This is a genomic window from Actinomadura sp. 6K520 (assembly GCF_004349245.1).
Taxonomy (GTDB): domain Bacteria; phylum Actinomycetota; class Actinomycetes; order Streptosporangiales; family Streptosporangiaceae; genus Spirillospora.
Window position 1 is genome coordinate 16,886 of record NZ_SMLC01000069.1, and the last position, 18,900, is coordinate 35,785.

Sequence of the window (18,900 nt, forward strand, 5' to 3'; positions counted from 1 at the left end):
CCCGCGCTGTTTCGGACGACATCTATCCGCGGAAGAACGGGTCGGTAACGATCTTTGCATCAAATGCGTCAGCGGGCTCCGCGCGTATTGCGGCGCGGGCCGTCCGGCATGTACCACCTTCTTTGATACGCGGGGGTAAGTCGCGTTCCTGCCGTGCGGCGGGCCCGTTCCCGCCGCGCCGGACGAGTCCGTGCCGTAAACGAAGAGGAGACGCCGTGGCAGAGGTCGATCTGACCAGCGTCGGGAAGGTCTATCCCGACGGCACGCGGGCCGTGACCGACCTGAACCTCCACATCGCCGACGGGGAGTTCCTCGTCCTGGTGGGTCCGTCGGGATGCGGCAAGACGACCGCGCTGCGGATGGTCGCCGGGCTGGAGGACATCTCCGAGGGCGAGATCGCCATCGGCAGCCGCGTCGTCAACCGGGTGCCCGCCCGCGACCGCGACGTCGCGATGGTGTTCCAGAGCTACGCCCTCTACCCGCACCTGTCGGTCCGCGACAACATCGGGTTCGGGCTGTCGCTGCGCAAGCTGCCGAAGGCCGAGATCAGGGAGCGGGTCGACCGCGCCGCGGCGACCCTCGGCCTCACCGAGCACCTGTCCCGCAAGCCCCGCAACCTGTCGGGCGGGCAGCGGCAGCGGGTCGCGATGGGCCGCGCGATCGTCCGCGAGCCGCAGGCGTTCCTGATGGACGAGCCGCTGTCCAACCTGGACGCCAAGCTCCGCGTCCAGATGCGCGCCGAGATCGCCCGGATCCAGCGCGACCTCGGCGTCACCACTGTCTACGTCACCCACGACCAGACCGAGGCGATGACGCTCGGCGACCGGGTCGCGGTGATGAAGAAGGGCGAGCTGCAGCAGGTCGCGCCGCCGCAGGAGCTCTACGACCGGCCGGTGAACCTGTTCGTCGCCGGCTTCATCGGCTCACCCGCCATGAACCTGCTTCAGGGCACGCTGTCGGAGGACGCGGAGAACCCGCGCCTGACGATCGGCGACACGACCCTGACGCTTCCGGCCCGCGTGCTGACCGAGCGCCCGGCCCTGGCGTCCCACCTCGGGCGCGACGTCGCCGTCGGCATCCGCCCCGAGGACATGGAGGACTCCGAGCTCGTGGAGGCCCCCGAGGGCTCCACCCTGACCTCCACCGTCGATCTGGTGGAGGCGATGGGCTCGGACGTGCTCGTCCATTTCGCGATCGAGGCGTCCCCGGTCGTCACCGAGGACACCAGGGAGCTCGCCCGCGACGCGGGCACGGACGTGCTGGGGGAACTGGAGAGCCCGCACACGGACCTGGTCGCGCGGTTCAGCCCGCGCACCCGCGTGAAGGTCGGCGACCCGGTGACGATCCGCGTCGACACCGGCCGCCTGCACTTCTTCGATATCGAGTCCGGCGCGTCGATCTGGGGAGCAGACGACGCCGCCGGTGCGCCCAGGGAGGATGAAGGATGAGGGTCACCAGACGTGCAGTGGGGGCCGCCGTAGCGGCGGGCCTGCTCCTGTCATCGGCCGCCGCGTGCGGCGGCGACGACGGCGGCGACGACGGGTCGACGCCCGCCGGCGGCGGGGAGCTGAAGGGCACCACGATCGAGGTCGCGGCCAAGTGGACCGGCCCCGAGGAGGAGAACTTCCGCAAGGTCCTGGACGCGTTCCAGAAGAAGACCGGCGCCACCGTCAACTACGCCTCCACCGGTGAGAACACCGACGCGTTCCTCGGCCCGCGCCTGGAGGCCGGCAACCCGCCGGACGTGGCGATCCTGCCGCAGCCGGGCCTGATGAAGCAGTACGCCGAGAAGGGCTCGCTCAAGCCGCTGAGCCCGGACGTGGTGTCGGAGGTCGACAAGAACTTCTCGCCGTATTGGAAGGAGCTCGGCTCCTCCGGCGACAAGACCTACGGCGTGATGATCAAGGCCGCGTACAAGTCGATCCTGTGGTACCGCCCGCAGGCGTTCTCGGACGCCGGCGTCCAGCCCCCGGCGACCTGGCAGGAGCTGATCACCGCGGCCGGCACCCTGCAGGAGGCCGGCACCACGCCGTTCACGCTGGCCGCCGGGCCGGACGACTCCTGGACGCTGACCGACTGGTTCGAGAACGTCTACCTGTCGCAGGCCGGCCCGGAGAACTACGACAAGCTGGCCGAGCACGAGATCAAGTGGACCGACCCGACGGTCGGCAAGGCGCTGGAGACGCTCGCGCAGATCTGGGGCAAGCCCGACTTCCTCAACGGCGGCGTCTCGACCGCGACCAAGACCAAGTTCGACGAGTCGGTCACCCAGGCGTTCGGGCAGGAGAAGGCCGCCATGGTCTACGGCGGCGACTTCGCCGCCGCCAACATCGCCACCACCGACGCCAAGGTCGGCACGGACGCCAAGGTGTTCGCCTTCCCCAAGGCCGGCGACACCGCCCCGGCGATCCTCGGCGGCGACGTCGCCGTCGCGCTGAAGGACGGCGAGGGCGCCCAGGAGCTGATGAAGTTCCTCGCCTCCCCCGAGGCGGGCAAGGTCTGGGCCGGGCTCGGCGGCTACCTGACGCCGAACAAGAACGTCCCGCCGGACGCCTACTCCGACCCGGTCGCCAAGGAGCTGATCGGGCAGCTGCAGCAGGCCGGCGACGCCGCCCGCTACGACATGTCCGACCTGACGCCCGCCGCCTTCGGCGCGACCCCCGGCGACGGCATGTGGGAGGCGCTGCGCACCTTCGTGCAGAAGCCCGATGACGTCAAGGGCACCCAGAAGAAACTGGAGGCCGAGGCCGCCGAGGCTTACAAGTAGGGACTAGTAGGGAACCTGGATGAAGGCTCCGAAAGACGGGGTGCCGCCGGCCGCCACGGCCGGCGGCGCCGCCGCCGTCGCCGAACCCGCCCCCGACCCGCCCCGCAAGCGCCGGGCACGCGAGCGGCTGACCCCGCCGTCGTGGCTGGCCCTGCTGTTCCTGCTGCCGGCGCTGGCGCTGCTCGGGTTCCTCGTGGTGTACCCGATCGTCTATTCGGTGATCCGCAGCCTCTTCGACGCCTCCGGCGACGCCTTCGCCGGCGTGGACAACTACACCGGGGTCTTCCAGGGGCGCGAGAACCTCATCGCGGTGCGCAACACCGCCGTCTGGGTCGTGGTGGCCCCGAGCGTGGTCACCATCGTCGGCCTGTTCTTCGCCGTCCTCACCGAGCGGATCCGGTGGGCGACGGCGTTCAAGCTCGTGGTGTTCATGCCGATGGCGATCTCGTTCCTGGCATCCGGCGTGATCTTCCGGCTGGTGTACCAGCAGGACCCCGACAAGGGCGTGGCGAACGCCGCGATGGTCGCGATCCACGACACGTTCGCGCAGGACGTCGGGTACCCGGGCGCCGGCCCCCGCGGCGGCGGCGACCAGCCGCTGCGCGAGGAGGCCGGCGGGGTGGCCACGACCGGCACCCACTCGGGCGGGCAGACCGTGCTCATGCCGCTGGTGAAGGTCAAGCCGGAGTACGTGCCGCAGGACGCCGAGCCGGCCGCGCAGCCGCCGCCCGCGCGGGCCGGGCAGGTGACCGGGACGGTCTGGTTCGACTTCACCCGGGGCGGCGGCGGTGAGCCGAACGTCCCCAACGCGGGCGAGACCGGGCTGCCCGGCGTCACGGTCGAGGCGCTGCGCGGCGGCGAGGTGGTCGCGACCGTCACCACGAACGCCGACGGTACGTTCACGATGGCGGACGTGCCCGACGGGGCGTACACGATCCGGCTGCCCGCCGACAACTTCAGCACCCCCTACCGGGGCGCGGAGTGGCTCGGCAGCACGCTCATCACCCCCGCGATCATCGGGTCGTACCTGTGGGTGTGGTCCGGCTTCGCGATGGTCCTGATCGCCGCCGGGCTCGCCGCGATCCCCCGCGACGCGCTCGAGGCGGCGCGGGTGGACGGGGCCACCGAATGGCAGGTGTTCCGGCGGGTGACGATCCCGCTGCTCGCGCCGGTCCTCATGGTGGTGGCGGTCACCCTTACCATCAACGTGCTGAAGGTGTTCGACCTGGTGTACATCATCGGCGGCGGCGATCCGAACGCCAGCGTGCTCGCGCTGGAGATGTGGACCGAGGCGTTCGGCGGCGGGAACGACCAGGGGGCCGGCAGCGCCATCGCCGTGCTGCTGTTCGTGCTCGTCGCGCCCGCCATGCTGTTCAACATCCGGCGAATGCGGCAGGAGCGCAAATGAGCACCGCGGAGAAGGTCGCCAAGAACCCGGACGGGCCGGGCGGCGGGACGGCGGCGGACCGGAACGGCGCGGCCGGGTCGCCGCGCCGCGGCGTGGCCGCCCGCGTCGTCGGCAGGATGGGCGGCGGGGCCGCCCAGGCGGTATTGGTCCTGATCGCGCTGTTCTGGCTGGTGCCGACGTTCGGGCTGCTGGTGGCGTCGCTGCGCTCCAACGAGGACAACGCCGCCAGCGGCTGGTGGAACGTGTTCACCGAGCCGACGCAACTGACCCTGGAGTCCTACTCCGCGCTGCTCGACAAGCCCGACTTCGTCGACTCGTTCTGGAACACGATCCTGATCACGGTCCCGGCGACGCTGCTGGTCGTGGCGATCGCCTCGCTGGCCGCCTACGCGTTCGCCTGGATGGAGTTCCCCGGCCGGGACTGGCTGTTCCTGCTGGTGGTGGCGCTGCTGGTGGTGCCGGTCCAGGTCGCGCTGATCCCGGTCGCCAAGCTGTACGGCAACATCCAGTTCGGCGGCTGGCAGATGTTCGGGTCCGTGACCGGCGTGGTGCTGTTCCACGTCGCGTTCGGCCTGCCGTTCGCGATCTTCCTGCTGCGCAACTTCTTCGCGGCGATCCCCCGGGACCTGCTGGAGGCCGCGCGGATGGACGGCGGCTCGGAGTGGACGATCTTCCGGCGGGTGATCTTCCCGCTGGGCGGCCCGGCGATCGCCTCGCTCGGCATCTTCCAGTTCCTGTGGGTGTGGAACGACCTGCTGGTCGCGCTGGTGTTCGCCGACACCGAGGCGCAGCCGATGACCAAGTGGCTGCAGTCGCAGATGCGGCAGTTCACCGGCAACATCGACATCCTGGCGCCGGGCGCGTTCCTGTCGCTGATCGTCCCGCTGGCGGTGTTCTTCGCCTTCCAGCGGTACTTCGTGCAGGGCGTCCTCGCGGGTTCGGTGAAGTGACCGCGCCGGTCCGGTGACGTGAGCGCGGCGGAGCCCCGCGGCCCGGGGAGGGCCGCGGGGCTCCGCCGTCCGCCGGGCCGGGTCAGGAGGTCTTGTCCAGGGACGTCGCGCCGGCGTGCCGCCGGGCGCCGGGGTGCCCGATGGCCAGGCCGCTGGTCGGGTCGAAGAAGTGCAGCCGGCGGGTGTCGACGGCGAGGTCCACCTGCTGGTTCGGGCGCACGTGCGAGCGGGAGTTGACCCGGGCCGTCCACAGCGCCTTGTTGTCGACCAGGGGGATCGTCATGTCCTCCTCGCCCTCGGTGGCGTCGGAGGCCAGGTCGGCGGTGTCCTTGTGCTCGACCGGCGGGGCGTCGATGGTGAAGATGACGTTGATCTCGCTGCCGAGCTCCTCGGTGACGCTGCTGCGCACCGACATCGGCGCCCATTCGGAGTTGGCGTGCGCGGCGTCCTCGAAGTCCGACGGGCGGATGCCGAGGATGACGGTGCGGCCGAGGTAGTCCCGCAGGCCCGGGCGGCCGTCGATGACCGCGGCCGGGACCGGCAGCGTGTACCCGGCGAAGGAGATCTGGGCGCCGCCGTCGCCGGCGCTGAGCTGGGCGGAGACGAAGTTCATCGCGGGGGAGCCGATGAAGCCGGCCACGAACAGGTTGACCGGGTTGTCGAACAGCCGCTGCGGGGTGTCGACCTGCTGCAGCTGGCCGTCGCGCAGCACGCAGACGCGCGAGCCGAGCGTCATGGCCTCCACCTGGTCGTGGGTGACGTACACGGTGGTGACGCCGAGGCGCTCGTGCAGCTGGCTGAGGGAGGCGCGCATGGACACGCGGAGCTTGGCGTCCAGGTTGGACAGCGGCTCGTCCATGAGGAACGCCTGCGGCTGGCGGACGATCGCGCGGCCCATCGCGACCCGCTGCCGCTGACCGCCCGACAGCGCGGCCGGCTTGCGGGACAGGTACTGCTCCAGCCCCAGCATCTTGGCGGCCTCGCGGACCTTCTGCTTGATCTCCGACTTCGGCATGCCGCGCAGCTTGAGGCCGAACGCCAGGTTCTGCTCGACGGTCATGTGCGGGTAGAGCGCGTAGTTCTGGAAGACCATCGCGATGTCGCGGTCCTTGGGAGCGAGGTCGTTGACGATCCGGTCGCCGATCGAGATCTTCCCGCCCGTGATCTCCTCCAGGCCCGCGATCATCCGCAGCGCGGTGGACTTGCCGCAGCCGGACGGGCCGACCAGCACCATGAACTCGCCGTCGCGGATCTCCAGGTCAAGGCCGTCCACGGCCTTGACGCCGCCGGAGTAGACCTTGTCGACCTGGTCCAGCACGATCTTCGCCATCCGTACCCCTTCATGGAAACGTTTCCATTAACCCCTGACGAGCAGGGTCTTTATTGCGCTTTTTGGAGTAAACATCATGGAAACGTTTCCATGGGAGGGAGTGTCGTGAGAAGATGATCGGAAACGGGCGGAGGGGGCGGTCGATCCATGGCATCGCGCGGGCCGGCGACCATCAAGGACGTGGCGGCGTCGGCGGGCGTCGGCATCGCCACGGTCTCGCGGGTGTTCTCCGGCACCGGCTCGGTCGGCGCCGCCACCCGCGAGCGCGTGCTGGCCGCGGCCCGCGAGCTGGACTACCGGCCGAGCGCCCTCGGCCGCGGCCTCAAGCTGCGGCGCAGCGGCGGCATCGGCCTGGTCGTGCCCGACGTGACCGACCCGTTCTGCGCCGAGCTCATCGCGGGCGTCCTCGCGTGCGCCCGCACCCTCGGCGAGCACGTCATCGTGGACGCCGCGCACGGCGACCCGTCCCGCGAGGCCGAGATCGTCGAGCGGCTCGTCGAGCAGCGCGTCGACGGCGTCATCGCGCAGCCCGCCGGGGCCGAGGCCGACTGGCGCGGCGCCGCCCGGGTGTGCTCCAGCGTCGTCTTCGCCGGCCGCGCCCTGCCGGGGCTGCCGGAGATCCCGGCCGTGCTGGCCGACGACGCCGGCGGCGTGCGGTCCCTCACCGAGTACCTCGCCGGGCTCGGGCACCGCCGCATCGGGTTCCTCGGTGCGGCCCCCCGCAGCGCGTCGCGCGTGCGGGAGGGCGCGTTCCGCGACACCCTCGCCCAGCTCGGCGTGCCCGTTGAGGAGGACCTGGTCGTCGCGGCCCGCCCGGCCGGCGACGCCGCCTACGCGGCCGCCGCCGGGCTGCTGCAGCGCCGCGACGACGTCACCGCCGTGCTCGCCGCGGGGCACCGGCTCGGCGAGGCCGCGGTGCTGGTGGCCCGCGAGCTGGACCTGCGGGTCCCCGCGGACGTGTCGATCGCGATGGTCGACGACGTCGCCTGGGCGGAGCTGTGCGACCCGCCGCTCACCGCGGTCGCGCGGCCCGGCCGCGACATCGGCTACCGCGCCTGCGAGATGCTGCTGCGCGAGCCGGCCCGCCGGGGCAGGGGCGGGCCGGTGCTGCTGCCGACCGAGCTGGTCGTGCGCGGCAGCTGCGGCCCGCTGCGCCCCGCCCGCCGCTGAGCGCACCGCCCCGCGGGGGCGGCACCGGGCGAATCGGTCCCCGGCACGGGCCCGGGCACGCTAGATTTCCCGCGTGGAGGACATCGATCGTCAGATCATGGCGCTGCTGGCCGACGACGGGCGGATGAGTTTCACCGACCTGGCCAAGGAGACCGGCCTTTCGGTGTCGGCGGTGCACCAGCGCGTCCGGCGGCTGCAGAAGCGCGGCGTCATCGTGGGGTTCGCGGCCCAGCTGGACAGCCGGCAGATCGGGCTGCCGCTGACCGCGTTCGTGTCGATCAAGCCGATCGACCCGGCCGCGCCCGACGACGCGCCCGAGCGGCTCGCGCACCTCCCGGCGATCGAGGCGTGCCATTCGGTGGCGGGGGAGGAGAGCTACATCCTCAAGGTCCGCGTCGGGTCGCCGAACGAGCTGGAGGAGCTGCTGCAGAACATCCGCGCCGCGGCGAACGTCGCGACGCGCACGACGGTCGTCCTCAGCACGCCCTGGGAGTCGCGCCGCCCGCCCCTGTGACCGCCCGCCGGCGGGGCCGGCGCCTCAGGTCCCCGGGGAGCCGGGGGAGGCGGGCGCGGTGACGATGAAGCTGGAGTTGCCGAAGCCGACCTCGTCGCCCGGGCGGACGCGGGCGGGGCCGGTGAGCCGCCAGCCGTTGACGCGGGTGCCGTTCATCGAGCCGAGGTCGGAGATCATCCAGCCCTCGTCGGCGCGGTAGATCTCGGCGTGGAACCGCGAGACGGTCAGGTCGGGGAGGATGAACTGGCAGCCGGGGGCGCGGCCCACGACGATGCGGCCCAGGTCGCCGGGCGGAAGCATGAACCGCGGCAGCCGCGGCGCCCGCCAGGCCGCCTCGACCCGCGCCGTCACCTGCGACACCGAGGAGATGATGCCGGTGAGCCGCCGCACGACGCGGCCGGTGGGCGGCAGGTCGTGCACGATGTCGGCCAGCTCGGCCCGGCTGCGGGCCTGCAGCACCTGGTCGACGCGCCGTTCGAAGGTCTCGTTCGACATCCGGCCCTCGGCCACGCGGTCGCTGAGGACGCGCAGGACCCGGTCCCGTTCCATGTCGGACGCTCTCACCGGGAATGAGGGCTGACCGTCCATAGCTGTGAGTATCCAGTCCCCATCGTCGGCTTGTCCAGAAAGGACCTCGGGCGGGGGACGGGCGATCGCCCTCACCCGCCCCCCACCTGTTCGACGGCGGACCGCCCGCGAAAGTTCGCGGCGCGTACGCCCCCGCGGGCCACCAGCGGAGCGTACGCGGGGCGGTCAGGACGACAGCAGGTCGCGCGCGATGTGGGTGATCTGGATCTCGTCGGTCCCGGCGTAGATCTGGAACGACTTGGCGTCGCGGGCGAGCTGCTCGACGCGGTACTCGCTCATGTAGCCGTTGCCGCCGAACAGCTGCACGGCCTCCTGCGCGACCTCGCTGGCGGCCTGGGCGGAGTACAGCTTCATCGCCGACGCCTCGGCGAGGGTCGGGGTGCGGCCCGCCCGCTGCATCTCGATGTGCCGGAACACCAGGTTCTGGACGTTGAGCCGCGCGACCTCCATCTTGGCCAGCTTCAGCTGGATGAGCTGGAAGTCGCCGATCCGCTGCCCCCACAGCTCGCGGGTCTTGGCGTACTCGACCGACAGCTTCAGGCACTCCTCGATGACGCCGAGGGCCATGGCGGTGACGCCGGCGCGCTCGGTGACGAAGTTCTGCCGGGCGGAGTCCTTGCCGCTGCCGGATCCGGAGGCGAGGAGCCGGTCGGCGCCGGCGCGCACGTCGCTGAGGAACAGCTCGCCGGTGGGGGAGGAGTGCAGGCCCATCTTGCGCAGCGGCCTGCTCTGCTCCAGCCCCTCCATGCCGCGGTCGAGGACGAACGTGAGGATCTCGCGGTCGCGGGGGGCCCGCCCGTCATCGAGTTTGCAGTAGAAGACGATGGTGTCGGCGTAGGGGCCGTTGGTGATGAACGTCTTGCTGCCGTTGAGGACGTACTCGTCGCCGGACTTCCTGGCCGTGGCCTGCATGCCGCCGAACGCGTCGGAGCCGGAGCCGGGCTCGGTGATGGCCCAGGCGCCGACCTTGTCGAGGGTGAGCAGGTCGAGGGCCCAGCGCTCGCGCTGCTCGGCCGTGCCGCGCTTCATGATGGTCCCGGCGGCGAGGCCGAGGCCGACGCCCATCGCCGAGACCAGGCCGGGCGCGACCTTGCACAGCTCGATGATCGGCAGCATGGACATCGCCGCGCCGCCGCCACCGGACCGCTCCGCCGCGTCCCCGTCCCCGTCCGCGCCGGCGGATCCGGCCTGGTCGCGCTCCTGCCGGGCGCGGAAGGACGCGCGGGCCATCTCGTCCATGCCGAACGTCTTGAACAGGTTGCGGAGCAGGTCGTACGGCGGCAGGTCGCCCGACTCCAGCGCGTCCAGGTTCGGCCGGACCTCCGCGTCGATCCAGCCGCGCACCGCGTCCCGGATCATCAGGTCTTCGTCGGACCACTCGATCATGCTCGTTCTGCCTTCCTGGGGGTGACCGTCCCATCCAAGCAGACCGGCGCAAGCGAGCGCTTATTCGGGTGGTGCGGCGGCTCGGCCGCCGATCCGCACCACGTCGGCGATGACGCCGCCGTCCTCGGTCAGCCGGCCCGGGGCCGGGCTGTCGTACACGACGAGCAGGCGGAGCGCGGAGCCGTCCGACTCCTCCAGGACGGCGATCCCCTCGGCGTGGTCGTCGCCGTCGCCGTAGGGGAGGTCGCCCAGCACCTCCAGGTCGCCGGAGGTGACGATCTCCGGCGCGTCGGCGGTGACCGCGCCGCGCCACCGCACGACGCGCACCGGCCCGTCGAGGTCCATGCTGGGCCCGGTGAGGACGAGCAGGTCGTCGCCGTGGGGGCACAGGTCCCGGATGCCGAGGCCGCCGAGGTCCATGAAGTGGGTGTGGTAGAGCGCGCCGTCGTCCGAGAGCGGCAGCAGCCGCAGCCGGCGGGGGTCCTGCGGGTCCGTGCCGGGGCGGATCTCGATGAGGACGGCCCAGCCCCGCAGCACCGGCCCGCGCAGGCCGACGTAGAGGCGGTCGCCGTGGGCGGCGACGCCCTCGATGTCGATGCCGTTGTCCTTGCTCGGGATGGCCAGGAACGGCGCCAGGTGCGGGTCGTCCCCCAGCAGGTCGGTGATGGAGTCCTTGTTCAGCCCGAGCACGGCCGCCGTGCGGTCCCCGTCCTCGCGGACGGGCTCCGGCAGCCCGTCGTCGCCGGTGACCAGGGGGAGCCGCGCCAGGATGAAGCGGTTGTCCTCGCGCACGACCTTGGCGAGCCGCCGGCGGGACTTCGCGTCGTCGTGCCCGGGCTTGATCCGCTTGCGCTTGAGGCTGTGCGAGCCGATCGCCCAGAGCCAGCCGTCGCCGCGCGCCAGCCCCTCGATGTCGGCCTCCTCGCCGGGGCCGGCGGGCAGCGGGACGAGGTCGGCGAGCGCCACGGTCCGCTGGCCGGCGTAGGCGGTGACGCGCCCGTCCTCGTCGTGCACGGCGGTCAGCCGCTCGACGGTGGCCGTCTCGTCGCCCGCGACCCACAGGCAGCGGCCGTCCTGGCGCACGGCGGACAGGTTGGTGTGCGTCTCGGCTTCCCGGCTCTCCTCGGCGAAGCGAAGTACGACTCGGCGTTCGGCGTCCATTGGGGGATGCTCCCATAAAGGCGAGGTCAGCGGGTATTTTGCGCAGACCGGAACCGGCCGTCAGGTCTCCCAGCAGACGTCCAGCCGGGGCGGTCTGCGGAACACCAGGCCCCGCGGGCGCGCCGGGCGGGACGGGTCGAGCCGCAGCCCGGGAAGCCGGTCCAGCAGCGCGGCGATCGCCGCGCGGGCCTCCAGCCGGGCCAGGTGGGAGCCGAAGCAGAAGTGCGGGCCGTGCGCGAACGCCAGGTGCTCGGCGGCGTTCGCCCGCCGCACGTCGTAGCGGTCCGGGTCGGGGAACACCGCCGGGTCGCGGTTGGCGCCGGCGATCGACACGCGGACCAGGTCGCCCGCGCGCACCGGCGCCCCGCCGAGGGCGGTGTCGCGGGTGGCGTACCGGTCCACGACCGACGCGGACGGCTCCAGCCGCAGCGACTCCTCGATCGCGGCGGGCAGCAGCTCCCGGTCGTCCAGGACGAGCCGCAGCTGCCCGGGGTGGCCGAGCAGGTGCAGCACGGCGTTGGCGATCATGCCCTCGGTGGTGTCGATGCCGCCGAACATCAGGACCGCCGCGTTGGCGACGACCTCGGCGGCGGTCAGGCCCGCCTCGTCCCGCGCGGCCCCGGCGAGCAGCGACCCGGGGCGGGAGGCGGCGACGGCGTCCGCGACGGCGGCGCCGAGCAGCCGGTACGCCTCGGCGGTGCGGGCGGGCGGGGCGCCGCCGGCGGTGATGGCGGAGACGGCCTCCACGAACGCCCCGTACCAGGACCGGACGGTGGCCGCGTCGACCCCGTCCAGCCCGAGCGCCTCGGTGACGACGGCGACGGCCAGCGGCCCGGCCAGCTCGCCGCGCAGCTCGGCCCGGCCCGCGGGCGCCAGGCCGCCGACGAGCCGGGCGGCCTCGGCCTCGGTGAACGCGGTGAACCGCTCGCGGGTCGCGGCCGGCCGGAAGGGGCGCGCGAACGGGTCGCGGTGCCGGGTGTGGGCGGGGCCGTCCAGCGACAGCATGCTCGGGCCGACGACCTGCGCGGTGGAGAAGCGCGGGTCGTCCACGGTGAAGGCGTCCGCGTCGCGCATCACCCGCAGTGCCAGGTCCCGGGAGGTGACCAGCCAGCCGCCCAGCGCGGGGAGCCAGGACACCGGCTCGCGCGCCCGCAGCCGCGCCAGGTGCGGGTGCGGGTCGTCCGCCAGGGCGGCGGCCGAGACGGCGGCGCCGGCCGGGAACCGGGAGGTCAGGGCAGAGGTCACGGGCCCGAGGATAGCCCGGAAGTTATTGATCTACAATGTAAAGGCGCCGGGCCGGATGCCCGCGGGCTCACGCGGCCTTCAACTGCCTCCGCCACCACTCGCGACCGCGCTCCGGCAGGGTATAGATCGGGTCGTGGTACTCGTACCGCCTGGTCAGCGCGTCAGGGTCGGACATCTCCAGTGCGGTGCGGTAGTTCTTCGTCCAGTAGGAGATGCCGCGTTCGCGGTCGTAGTCGGCGAGCTGGTGCACCCAGCGCTTGCCGACGTACGGGACGTCGCACACGATCCGCGGGGTGGCGAAGCCGGGAAGGTAGCCCATGATGGTGTGCTGCAGTTCCTGGGCCTCCCAGACCGCGAGCCGCCAGTGCTCGCTGTAGGGGATCATGTCGCACATGTACAGGTAGTACGGCACGATCTCGGCCTCGTCGAGGAGCGCGAACGAGAGGTCGAGGAGCGCCTCGGGGGTGTCGTTGACGCCGCGCAGCAGCACGCCCTGGTTGCGGACGTCGCGGATGCCGGTGTCGAGCATGGCGCGGGCGGCCCTGGCCACCAGCGGCGTCACGGACTGGGCGGCGTTCACGTGGGTGTGGATCGCGATCTGCACGCCGCGCTCGCGGGCCTTGGCGGCCAGGCGCTCCATGCCGGCGCGGACGTCGTCCTGCAGCCAGTGCTGGGGCAGCCCCATGAGGGCCTTGCTGGCCAGCCGGATGTCGCGGATGTTGTCGATGTCCAGCAGGGAGCCGACGAACGACTCCAGGCGCGCCCACGGCATGTTGGCGACGTCGCCGCCGGAGACGACCACGTCGCGGACGCCGGGGCTGCGGCGCAGGTAGTCGAGCATGGCGCCGAGCCGGTCCTGCGGCTTGACGGTGAACTTGTGCTTGTCGACGTTCGGGGTGGAGTTGCCGACCAGGTCCATGCGGGTGCAGTGCCCGCAGTACTGCGGGCAGGTCGGCAGGATCTCGGCGAGGACCTTGGTGGGGTAGCGGTGCGTGAGGCCCTCGACCGCCCACATCTCGGCCTCGTGCAGCGAGTCGCGGCTGGCGTGGGGGTGGGACGGCCAGTCGGTGCGGCGGTCGCCGAACACCGGGAGCATGTAGCGCCGCACCGGGTCGGCGAGGAAGGCGCCGGTGGACGAGGAGTCCATCGTGTTGAGCATCTGCGGCGGCAGCAGCATCGACATCGTCGCGCGCTCGGCCTGGTCGCGCTCCAGGTCGGCGTAGAAGGACTCGTCCAGCAGGCCGCCCATGACCCGGCGGAGCTGCCGCAGGTTCTTCACGCAGTTGGCGCGCTGCCACTGCGCCGACTCCCACTCCTCCCGCGTGACGTCGCGCCAGCCGGGCAGGCGGCGCCAGTCCGGCTCCTCCAGGGGCCGGCGCCGGTAGGCGTACGGCTGGCGCGCGGTCTCCGCAGACCGGGCGGTGTCCCGGTCCGGATGCAGGGCAGTGGTCATCGTCGACCGCCTCCTCGCCTCGTGATCGCGTAAAACTCTTGTAGGTCGCCGACATTACGGGAAGACTTTCGATGAAACCAGTCGTATCCGATACATCTTGTACAAAACCCGGTGGCTTCAGGGAGGCGGGACGGCGATGAGCGACGGCGGAACGGGCACGGCGGTGGGGCTGCACCGGGTGCTGGAGCCCGCGGGCGTACTGCCGCAGGCGGCGGACCGGCTGGACCCGGACCCGCGGATCCGGGAGGACGAGGTCCGCATCGGCGTCGAGCGCCTCAACCTGGACGCCGCGTCCTACCGGCAGCTGCACACCGCCCACGGCGGCGACCCGGACGCGATCAGGGCCGAGGTGCTGCGGATCGTCGCCGAGCGCGGCAAGATGCACAATCCCGTCACCGGGTCGGGCGGCATGCTCGTCGGCGTCGTCGAGGAGGCGGGCCCGGAGTCGCCGCTGGGGCTGCGGCCCGGCGACCGCGTCGCCACCCTCGTCTCGCTGACCCTCACGCCGCTGGCCGTCACCGACGGCCTGGCCCGCTGGGACGGCCTGTCCGAGCAGGTGCCCGCGCGGGGCCACGCGATCCTGTTCGCCCGGTCCATCGCCGCGGTGCTGCCCGGCGACCTGCCCGTCCCGCTGGCCCTCGCCGTCATGGACGTCTGCGGCGCCCCCGCCCTCACCCGCCGCGTCGTGGCCTCCCGCGGCGATGCCCCCGCCGTGGTGGTCCTCGGCGCGGCCGGCAAGAGCGGCTCGCTGTCGCTGGCCGCCGCGCGGCGCGCCGGGGCGTCCCGCGTGATCGGGCTGGTCCCGACCGCCGGGGAGGAGAAGCGGCTGGCCGCCTCGGGCCTCGCCGACGCCGTCGTGCGGGCCGACGCCCGCGACCCGGTCGCCGTCGCCGCCGCGGTCCGGCGCGCGAACGGCGGGCCCGCCGACGTCACCGTCGTCTGCGTGGACGTGCCGGGCTGCGAGCACGGCGCGATCCTGGCGACCGCGCCCGGCGGCACCGTGGTGTTCTTCTCGATGGCGACGTCGTTCCCGGCCGCCGCGCTCGGCGCGGAGGGCCTCGCCGCCGACGTCACGATGCTCATCGGCAACGGGTACGTCCCCGGGCACGCCGAGACCGCGCTGGACCTGGTGCGCTCCGAGCCGGCCGTTCGCGCGCTGTTCACCGCCAGGACCGCAGGCGATTCGGCACAATGATCCGGGAAAGCCCCGGCAGCGGCGGGGCATCCGACCATCGAGGAGAGTCGAGCATGGCGAGCATCACCGAGGAACTGCGCGGGCGGGACCCCAAGGAACGCCAGGCGCAGATCGTCGACGTCCTGGTCGACGCGTTCTCGGACCTGATGGAGCGCAGCCCGGCCGAGTTCCGCCGCCGCTTCCGCAAGATGGCCTCCGACCCGTTCGCGTTCTACCGGGGCAGCGCCTGCCTGTTCTACGCCGACATCGCCCACGACGACGACCCGTGGGCCGACGAGCGCACGTCCCGCGTGTGGATCCAGGGCGACCTGCACGCGCAGAACTTCGGCACCTACATGAACGACGACGGCGTGTTCGTCTTCGACGTCAACGACTACGACGAGGCGTACGTCGGGCACTTCACCTGGGACGTCAAGCGCCTCGTCGCGAGCCTGGCGCTGCTGGCCTGGCAGAAGGCGATCTCCGACGACGACATCCGCCGGCTGATCGAGACCTACGTGCGCGCCTACGTCGACCAGGTCCGCCGGTTCGCCGCCCACCAGGGCGACGAGAAGTTCGCGCTGACCCTCGACACCACCGACGGCTACGTGCGGGACGTGCTGGTCGCCGCGATGGGCGGCACCCGCATCGGGCTGCTGGAGAGCATGACGGTCGTGGACGGGGACACCCGCCGGTTCCGGGACCGCCAGGGGGTGCGCCGCCTCGGCGACGACGAGCGCGCCGAGGTCGAGGCCGCCTACGAGGAGTACCTGGCGACGATCCCCGACGACAAGCGCTTCGGCAGCCTGACCTACGAGATCAAGGACATCGTCGGCGCGTCCGGCTTCGGCATCGGGTCCGCGGGGCTGTCGGCCTACAACATCCTGGTGGAGGGCAACACCCAGGCGCTGGAGAACGACGTCGTCCTGTCGATGAAGCAGGGCAACGTCGCCGCCCCGAGCCGCGTCGTCGACGACGCCCGGATCCGCGAGTACTTCCAGCACCACGGGCACCGCACGGCCGTGTCCCGGCGCGCGCTGCAGGCCAACGCCGACCCGTGGCTCGGCCACACCCAGATCGGCGGTGTCGGCTACGTCGTCCAGGAGCTGTCGCCCTACGAGGAGGACCTGGACTGGGGCGGCCTCACCGAGCCGGAGGACATGCTGTCGGTGCTGGACGACCTCGGCCGCGCCACCGCCAAGGTGCACTGCGTCTCCGACACCGACTCCGACCACACGCTCGTGGGCTTCCAGGTCGAGGACGCCATCAACGCGGTGATCGGCGACGACGAGTCGGCGTTCGTCGAGGCGATGGTCACGTTCGGCACCCGGTACGCCGAGATCGTTCGCGACGACCACATCTACTTCGTGGACGCCTTCCGCAACCACCAGATCCCCGGCCTGTAGGACGCCGCTCAGGGGTCCCGCCGGTCGTGGCCGGTCCTCGTCAGCGGCGGGACAGGACGCGGGCCACGGCCGCGGCGATCACCGTCACCAGGATCCAGCCCGCGGCCACCAGCGCGTAGGAGAACCACTGGTACCCGCCGGCCGGGTTGAATGCGCGCTGCTGCCCCAGGTCGACCAGTGGCAGCAAGAGGTCAAGGGTGTAGACGACGGGGTTGAAGTGCGGCGCCTCGTCCGCCTTGAGCGGCCGGGGCGGGTGCGTCCCGTACACCAGGCCGCCCGCGGTCACCAGCAGCGCCAGCCACAGGACGGCGCGCCAGGGCTGGTAGCCGTAGGCGACCGCGGCCTCCTGCAGCATGCCCCAGACCCGCCCGGCGGGGGTGCCGGTGCGGTGGGCGAGGCGTTCCTTGGCCAGCAGGACTCGGCGCGCCTCGCCGGGCTGGCCCAGGGCGGTGTAGTGGGCGGCCAGCCGCTCGTAGGGCTGGGGGTGGTGGCCGGCCGGGTCGAGTGCCAGCCAGCGCAGCCGCTCGCGGGCGGGCAGCCGCGGCTCCAGGCTCTCGTAGGCGAAGCCGTTCAGCGACAGCCCCCGCGCCCAGGTCCGCGGGTCGTCGTGCAGGACGCCGACGCGGGCGTGCTCCAGGACGACCGTGCCCCGGACGGGTTCGGACGGCCGCAGGGTGAGCTCGCCCGCCTGCAGGGTGGGGGCGTCCAGGGCGATGCCGCCGGGGTCGGCGAGCCGGGCGCCGGTGAGGTCGACCTGGCCGCCGACCCTGGTCCCCGACAGCCTGACCCGCCCGGTCGCGTGCAGGCCGGTGGCGAACAGGTCGGCGGCGATCTCCGCCCGCGACAGCCGCAGGCAGGTGCGGCCCCCGGGCTTGTCGAGGCGGGCGTCGTTCAGCCTGAGACGCCCGGAGACGCGGCCGACGACGGCGCGGACCTCGCCGCGGGCCCGCAGCCGCTGGCAGTCGAAGGTGCCGCCGACGGTGATGTTGTCGGCGATGAGCGCGATCCTCTCGCCGTTGTGCCGCGCACCGCGGCCGGCGTCCAGCTCCGCCCCGGTCAGGGTGAGATCGTTGCCGACCTGCGCGCCGACAAGGCTGACCCGTCCACCTGCCACGGTCAGGTCCGCGGCCTCGATGTCGCCTACTGTGACCCGGTCCGCGCAGAGCGCGACGCCGTCCGGTGCGGACAGCGAGGCGCCGGCGAGGGTGAGGAACATGCGGATCTGGGCGCCGGGCATGCGCATCTCGCCTTCGGCCACGAATCCGCGTTCCGCGAGAAACGGGCCCTCTACTGTGAGGCCGCCTGCGGCCAGTGCCACGCCGCCGGGGTTGCGGAGGGCCGCCGAGTCGAGTAGGATCTCGCCTTCGACGCGCGTGTTGCGCAGCGCGGTATGGCCGTGGACGGTCAGCGCGGTGGCGTGCAGCCCCCCGCCGATCGTGGTCCGGTCGAGCGACAGGGCTGCCGAGTGCCCGTCCGCGCCCACGATCGCGGCACCCTGCAGGCACAACCGTGCCGCCACGCGGCCCCCGCGCAGCAGCACGGGCCCGTCGGCGCGGAACCCCTCGTCGGCCTCCAACTGGCCGTCCACGACGAGGCCGTCGGCGGCGACCGCGACGCCGCGGTCGCCCGGTCCGATCCGGGCGCCGCGCAGTGAGATCTCCCCGTTGATCCTGGCGCGGTCGAGCCTGATCCCCGCGCGGACGGTGCTGAGGTGCAGGTTGAGGATGCCGTTCATGCAGAGCCGCGCCGCGTTGAGGCTGTGCAGCGACGAGCGCACCAGCCGCACCGTCCGGGCGGTCGCCTCGACCAGCCGGACCGGTGCGTCGAAGTGGCAGTGCTCGCACACCAGCGCGCAGCCGACCTCGGCCCCGATGAGGTCGAGGCGGCCCTCGATCCGGGCGCCGCGCAGCCGGACCCCGGGGCGCCTGCCCGGGTCGGGCGGGACCGCGCCGAGCAGCAGCGCGGCGATCACCTCGGCGCGTATCACGCGGTCGCCGGCCCAGTGCGCGGCGGCGCCGACATCGTCCTGCGCGGGGTCGCCGGTGCGCAGGTCGACCCACTCGCCTCGCGGGAAGGCCGTCCACATTCGTTCTTCGGCCTCGGTGAGCCGCGGCAGCGTCATGCCCCAATTCTGGGGGGGGGTACGGGGGCGGCCGTCAGCGGGCGAAGGCGATGGCGGTGCCCGCGCTGATGACGACCGCGATGACGACCAGGACCAGCGAGGTGCTCAGCGGGTTGCGGCGCTCGGGTGGTTCCTTCGCCGTGCGGGCGACCGTGCGGGTACCGTCCGGCGCCGGTTCCCGCTCGGGCTCCGGCGGGGGCGGCTGCTGCCGCGTCCTCGGCGGGGG

Annotated in this window: 16 protein-coding genes; 8 read left to right on the forward strand and 8 right to left on the reverse strand. The window is 72.7% G+C overall.

From position 1 onward, the window contains the following. Positions 1-215 precede the first annotated feature (215 nt). Genes ugpC (E1289_RS19425) through E1289_RS19440 form a run of 4 tightly spaced genes read left to right on the forward strand, consistent with a single transcriptional unit; the run spans position 216 to position 5,125 of the window. Complete coding sequence (gene ugpC / locus E1289_RS19425; protein WP_131982111.1) at positions 216-1,448, forward strand: sn-glycerol-3-phosphate ABC transporter ATP-binding protein UgpC; 1,233 nt, start codon at positions 216-218, stop codon at positions 1,446-1,448. Continuing rightward, positions 1,445-2,767 carry an ABC transporter substrate-binding protein gene (locus E1289_RS19430; protein ID WP_131982113.1) on the forward strand — a complete coding sequence of 441 codons (1,323 nt, stop codon included), beginning with the start codon at positions 1,445-1,447 and terminating at the stop codon, positions 2,765-2,767. The genes ugpC (E1289_RS19425) and E1289_RS19430 overlap by 4 nt, the downstream gene beginning before the upstream one ends. 19 nt (positions 2,768-2,786) lie before the next feature. Continuing rightward, positions 2,787-4,175 carry an ABC transporter permease subunit gene (locus E1289_RS19435; protein WP_131982115.1) on the forward strand — a complete coding sequence of 463 codons (1,389 nt, stop codon included), beginning with the start codon at positions 2,787-2,789 and terminating at the stop codon, positions 4,173-4,175. Next, positions 4,172-5,125 (forward strand): carbohydrate ABC transporter permease, encoded by a 954-nt coding sequence (locus E1289_RS19440; protein ID WP_131982117.1) that lies wholly within the window; start codon positions 4,172-4,174, stop codon positions 5,123-5,125. Before E1289_RS19435 ends, E1289_RS19440 begins: the two co-directional genes overlap by 4 nt. 82 nt (positions 5,126-5,207) lie before the next feature. Here the strand turns inward: E1289_RS19440 and ugpC (E1289_RS19445) are convergent, their stop codons facing one another. After that, positions 5,208-6,455 (reverse strand): sn-glycerol-3-phosphate ABC transporter ATP-binding protein UgpC, encoded by a 1,248-nt coding sequence (ugpC, locus tag E1289_RS19445; protein ID WP_131982119.1) that lies wholly within the window; start codon positions 6,453-6,455, stop codon positions 5,208-5,210. A gap of 147 nt (positions 6,456-6,602) precedes the next feature. Between ugpC (E1289_RS19445) and E1289_RS19450 the strand changes: the two genes are divergently transcribed. After that, a complete protein-coding gene (locus E1289_RS19450; protein WP_131982121.1) occupies positions 6,603-7,625 on the forward strand; it encodes a LacI family DNA-binding transcriptional regulator in 1,023 nt (340 codons plus the stop codon). Positions 7,626-7,698: 73 nt separating this feature from the next. Beyond that, entirely contained in the window at positions 7,699-8,139 is a 441-nt protein-coding gene (locus E1289_RS19455) for an Lrp/AsnC family transcriptional regulator (protein ID WP_131982123.1), read from the forward strand. 24 nt (positions 8,140-8,163) lie between these two features. On the opposite strand, the gene E1289_RS19460 is transcribed toward E1289_RS19455, so the two are convergent. The 5 genes from E1289_RS19460 to E1289_RS19480 form a co-directional block, all read right to left on the reverse strand. Then, the gene (locus E1289_RS19460) at positions 8,164-8,727 is read right to left on the reverse strand and encodes a DUF1707 and FHA domain-containing protein (RefSeq protein ID WP_131982125.1); all 564 of its coding nucleotides are present in this window, start codon (positions 8,725-8,727) and stop codon (positions 8,164-8,166) included. A 165-nt stretch (positions 8,728-8,892) separates the two neighbouring features. Continuing rightward, positions 8,893-10,113, reverse strand: a complete 1,221-nt coding sequence (locus E1289_RS19465) for an acyl-CoA dehydrogenase family protein (protein ID WP_131982127.1) — start codon at positions 10,111-10,113, stop codon at positions 8,893-8,895. A gap of 60 nt (positions 10,114-10,173) precedes the next feature. After that, the gene (locus tag E1289_RS19470; protein ID WP_131982129.1) at positions 10,174-11,274 is read right to left on the reverse strand and encodes a DUF3616 domain-containing protein; all 1,101 of its coding nucleotides are present in this window, start codon (positions 11,272-11,274) and stop codon (positions 10,174-10,176) included. 60 nt (positions 11,275-11,334) lie between these two features. Continuing rightward, positions 11,335-12,519, reverse strand: coding sequence for a cytochrome P450 (locus tag E1289_RS19475; protein ID WP_131982131.1), 1,185 nt, complete (start codon positions 12,517-12,519; stop codon positions 11,335-11,337). A 67-nt stretch (positions 12,520-12,586) separates the two neighbouring features. Further along, a complete protein-coding gene (locus E1289_RS19480; protein WP_131982133.1) occupies positions 12,587-13,972 on the reverse strand; it encodes a lysine 2,3-aminomutase in 1,386 nt (461 codons plus the stop codon). A 136-nt stretch (positions 13,973-14,108) separates the two neighbouring features. Here E1289_RS19480 and E1289_RS19485 point away from each other — a divergent pair, with 136 nt between their 5' ends. Together E1289_RS19485 and E1289_RS19490 are read left to right on the forward strand one after the other, a co-directional pair. Then, positions 14,109-15,167, forward strand: coding sequence for an L-erythro-3,5-diaminohexanoate dehydrogenase (locus E1289_RS19485; RefSeq protein WP_131982135.1), 1,059 nt, complete (start codon positions 14,109-14,111; stop codon positions 15,165-15,167). A gap of 53 nt (positions 15,168-15,220) precedes the next feature. Continuing rightward, complete coding sequence (locus tag E1289_RS19490; protein ID WP_131982136.1) at positions 15,221-16,552, forward strand: DUF2252 domain-containing protein; 1,332 nt, start codon at positions 15,221-15,223, stop codon at positions 16,550-16,552. A 40-nt stretch (positions 16,553-16,592) separates the two neighbouring features. Here E1289_RS19490 and E1289_RS19495 read toward each other — a convergent pair whose 3' ends face one another. Together E1289_RS19495 and E1289_RS38275 are read right to left on the reverse strand one after the other, a co-directional pair. Next, a complete protein-coding gene (locus E1289_RS19495; RefSeq protein ID WP_131982137.1) occupies positions 16,593-18,674 on the reverse strand; it encodes a hypothetical protein in 2,082 nt (693 codons plus the stop codon). 34 nt (positions 18,675-18,708) lie between these two features. Further along, positions 18,709-18,900, reverse strand: a 192-nt coding sequence (locus E1289_RS38275) for a hypothetical protein (protein WP_207929038.1), incomplete at its 5' end; no start/stop codon positions are given.

What these genes read in the sequence shown, in the direction of transcription:
- E1289_RS19430 (WP_131982113.1), top strand. Translation starts at nt 1,445, where the DNA reads ATGAGGGTCACCAGACGTGCAGTGGGGGCCGCCGTAGCGGCGGGCCTG.
- E1289_RS19435 (WP_131982115.1), top strand. Translation starts at nt 2,787, where the DNA reads ATGAAGGCTCCGAAAGACGGGGTGCCGCCGGCCGCCACGGCCGGCGGC.
- E1289_RS19440 (WP_131982117.1), top strand. Translation starts at nt 4,172, where the DNA reads ATGAGCACCGCGGAGAAGGTCGCCAAGAACCCGGACGGGCCGGGCGGC.
- ugpC (WP_131982119.1), bottom strand. Translation starts at nt 6,455, where the DNA reads ATGGCGAAGATCGTGCTGGACCAGGTCGACAAGGTCTACTCCGGCGGC.
- E1289_RS19450 (WP_131982121.1), top strand. Translation starts at nt 6,603, where the DNA reads ATGGCATCGCGCGGGCCGGCGACCATCAAGGACGTGGCGGCGTCGGCG.
- E1289_RS19460 (WP_131982125.1), bottom strand. Translation starts at nt 8,727, where the DNA reads ATGGACGGTCAGCCCTCATTCCCGGTGAGAGCGTCCGACATGGAACGG.
- E1289_RS19465 (WP_131982127.1), bottom strand. Translation starts at nt 10,113, where the DNA reads ATGATCGAGTGGTCCGACGAAGACCTGATGATCCGGGACGCGGTGCGC.
- E1289_RS19470 (WP_131982129.1), bottom strand. Translation starts at nt 11,274, where the DNA reads ATGGACGCCGAACGCCGAGTCGTACTTCGCTTCGCCGAGGAGAGCCGG.
- E1289_RS19480 (WP_131982133.1), bottom strand. Translation starts at nt 13,972, where the DNA reads ATGACCACTGCCCTGCATCCGGACCGGGACACCGCCCGGTCTGCGGAG.
- E1289_RS19485 (WP_131982135.1), top strand. Translation starts at nt 14,109, where the DNA reads ATGAGCGACGGCGGAACGGGCACGGCGGTGGGGCTGCACCGGGTGCTG.
- E1289_RS19490 (WP_131982136.1), top strand. Translation starts at nt 15,221, where the DNA reads ATGGCGAGCATCACCGAGGAACTGCGCGGGCGGGACCCCAAGGAACGC.
- E1289_RS19495 (WP_131982137.1), bottom strand. Translation starts at nt 18,674, where the DNA reads ATGACGCTGCCGCGGCTCACCGAGGCCGAAGAACGAATGTGGACGGCC.